Source organism: Nostoc cf. edaphicum LEGE 07299 (assembly GCF_015207245.1).
In the GTDB taxonomy this organism is placed as follows: Bacteria; Cyanobacteriota; Cyanobacteriia; order Cyanobacteriales; family Nostocaceae; genus Nostoc; species Nostoc edaphicum_B.
Map to the genome: position 1 here is coordinate 1 of NZ_JADEXF010000931.1, position 2,746 is coordinate 2,746.

Annotated in this window: 3 protein-coding genes; all 3 read right to left on the minus strand. The window is 36.3% G+C overall.

Features of this window, described 5'->3' with window-relative positions:
- On the minus strand, positions 1-332 hold a 332-nt coding region (locus IQ229_RS22740), incomplete at its 3' end, for an HAD family hydrolase (RefSeq protein WP_194047641.1).
- A 185-nt stretch (positions 333-517) separates the two neighbouring features.
- Positions 518-958 (minus strand): KGK domain-containing protein, encoded by a 441-nt coding sequence (locus IQ229_RS22745; protein WP_194047643.1) that lies wholly within the window; start codon positions 956-958, stop codon positions 518-520.
- Between the two features lie 215 nt (positions 959-1,173).
- Positions 1,174-2,688: a thioredoxin-like domain-containing protein gene (locus IQ229_RS22750; protein ID WP_194047645.1), complete on the minus strand. Its 1,515-nt coding sequence runs from the start codon at positions 2,686-2,688 to the stop codon at positions 1,174-1,176.
- Positions 2,689-2,746 lie beyond the last annotated feature (58 nt).

Here is a 2,746-nt window from a genome sequence, read left to right on the forward strand (position 1 = left end):
CACCAATTAGGGTCTAGCTGTAATTTAGCTAATACATTTGCAGAACCAGGAATTTCGTTGAATAAATCTTGGTTGTTAATAAATGCTTCCTGGAGGAGGCTAACAAAACGTGCTTTAAGTCTTACTAACTCTTCATTTGAAGGAAGACGTTTTAATTTTTCTTGAAAAATTAGCTGGGTAATTCCAGAATCTGTGGTGTACGCATATTCAGTCCAATTTGTATTTATACCAAAAATACCAAATTCCAGCGCGAAAGCACGTACAAAACAATTTTCATCAATTTTGTTGGTATTTGTTAGTGTACCATCAATATCAAAAACGACTAATTGCATACAAGCGATCGCTCTGTAATATTATTCTTACAAATTTTACGCCCAAACCTTAAATCCGTAACACAATCTACTTAATATTTACTTTATAAATTGTCTCTTAGAATCAAGTTAATCAGTGCGAGCGCTGCTGATTATTTTATTTATTCCAATTATTGATTTTTGGTGGGTGATCTGGAGGATAGTATTCATGTTGCTTGTATCATTTTACGAATATCATCTAAAGGAGATTCGGGTTCATTAGGATTATTAGGATAAAATTCTAATGCTACAGTAATGTTCAGTTTGTAATGTTCAAATTTATTTGATGGGGGAGAAATTTCTGTAGATACTTTTATTCTGAGCTTTCCGGGTTGCCAACCTGTAGATCCAACTCGGAAAACCTTACAGTTTATACCTTCGCTAGAAGATTGCCATATTATATCTTCTGCGTGAAAATTGATTTCGTTTATGGACAGTGTTCTTAAAATTACTGAAACTGAAGAATTATTATTTTCCTTTAATTGTGTGTTAAATTTTCGTCTAAAATTTTCAGATATCAATTCTTTGAATCTGCTAACGATATATGTATCTTGATTAAATAGCAAAACATCAGCACCAAAATCTAATAGTTGGCAGATATTGTTCATATTAATCCTAGTTGACAATGTAAATTAGAAAGCATCTGTATGATACTTTAAACTAATCAACTATTCTAATCTGCAATTATCAACATCAATCCAGTGAAAATACTGTTATTCAAGGCTCTAAAGATAATCGCTCTAAAAAATTATTCTTTCAAATATCATACCCAAACACTCCAGATACAGAGTTTTTCTTTGCACCTTTGCGTGAGATAATATTTTTATAAATTCGGTGGAACACAAACATCTGAGGCACATAACCCAATAAACTCTAGTGTTGTCACCTCAAAGCTATCCAAATCTACGCAACGAATAGCATGGTTATTAGTATCAGCAATATATAAATGTGAACTCCAAGCACTCAATCCCGAAGGTTCGGAAAAACGAGTGTTCTTACCCTGGCCATTTTGTAAACCAGCAGAACCATCTCCCAAAACTGTTTGACAATTCCCACTGGGACTTACTAATTTAATTTTATGGTTATAAGTATCTGCCACCCACAAAAAATTCTGCGCGTATTCCACTCCTAAGCAGTGTTGTAAACGGACATCTTCACCTTGTCCATCTACATCGCCAAAACCAAATAAACCGCCACTACCACAAACAGTTCTTACTTGATACGGTTCGACAATTCCAATACCACGAATTGAACTAACTTCACTGTCAGCAATATATAATTCTTGCCCATTATTAGTAATACCGCTAGGTTGGGCAAAGGCAGACTCAGTAAGTGAACCATCAATACACGCTTCTGCACCAGTACCAGCATAAGTTTTGATGATGCCAGTTTCTAAATCCATTTGCCAAATTTGATGCGGCCCAGCCATTGCAATAAATAGGGTATTTCCTACTTTCACTAAATCCCAAGGGGAATTTAGTGCGGTTTCTAACCCAGCACCTCCATGAGGATAGATATTGCGACTTTGTTCGCCAGTTCCCGCAATAGTTTCAACTACTTGGTACTTGAAATCAACTCGCCGTAGCGCATGATTTTCTGTATCAGCAACGTAAAGAATCTGATTTTCGGCATCATAAGCCATTCCCTGCGGTGCAAAAAATTGCGCTTCGTTAAAAGCACCATCAGTTAAACCAGATTTTCCAGTACCAATTAAGTGCAGAATTTCTCCATCAAAGCTACTCACAACAAGGCGGTGATGTCCAGAGTCAGCGATAAACAAACCTGCTTGAGTAGCTAGAACTTTACCAGGAAAAGCTAAAGGTGTGATTAATGGTTGGCGTTGTTTTTCTAAAGTTAAGCTGATTTCTTGGAAATTAATTGTGCCTTTGTCTTGGTGTTGCTGAATTAACTTTTGAATCAACTCGTCTAAAGTATCACGGTTTCCTTCACCAGAAATCTGGCCAATCACGTAACCTTCTGGATCAATAATGATTAACGTAGGCCAAGCACGCACAGCATACTCTTCCCAAATCCGAAACCCATTGTCAACTACAACTGGATGTTCAATGTCGTAGCGGAGGATGGCTTGGCGAATATTTTCTGTTTCCTTTTCGTTGTCCAATTTGGCGGAGTGAACGCCGATTATAGTAAGACTATCTTTATATTTTTGTTCTAAATATTTCAGGTTTGGCAAAATATGCAGACAATTGATACAGCAGTATGTCCAAAAATCTAAAATTACCACTCTACCCTTAAGTTGTTTAAGAGACAATGGTTTATCAGTATTGAGCCAAGGGTAATTTTGCGGTATTTTTGGCGCTCTAACACGGGGAATCATGAACCTATCCCACTATTTTAAAAATCCCTAGTTTTTTTCGTAAAATGTGCTTAAAAAC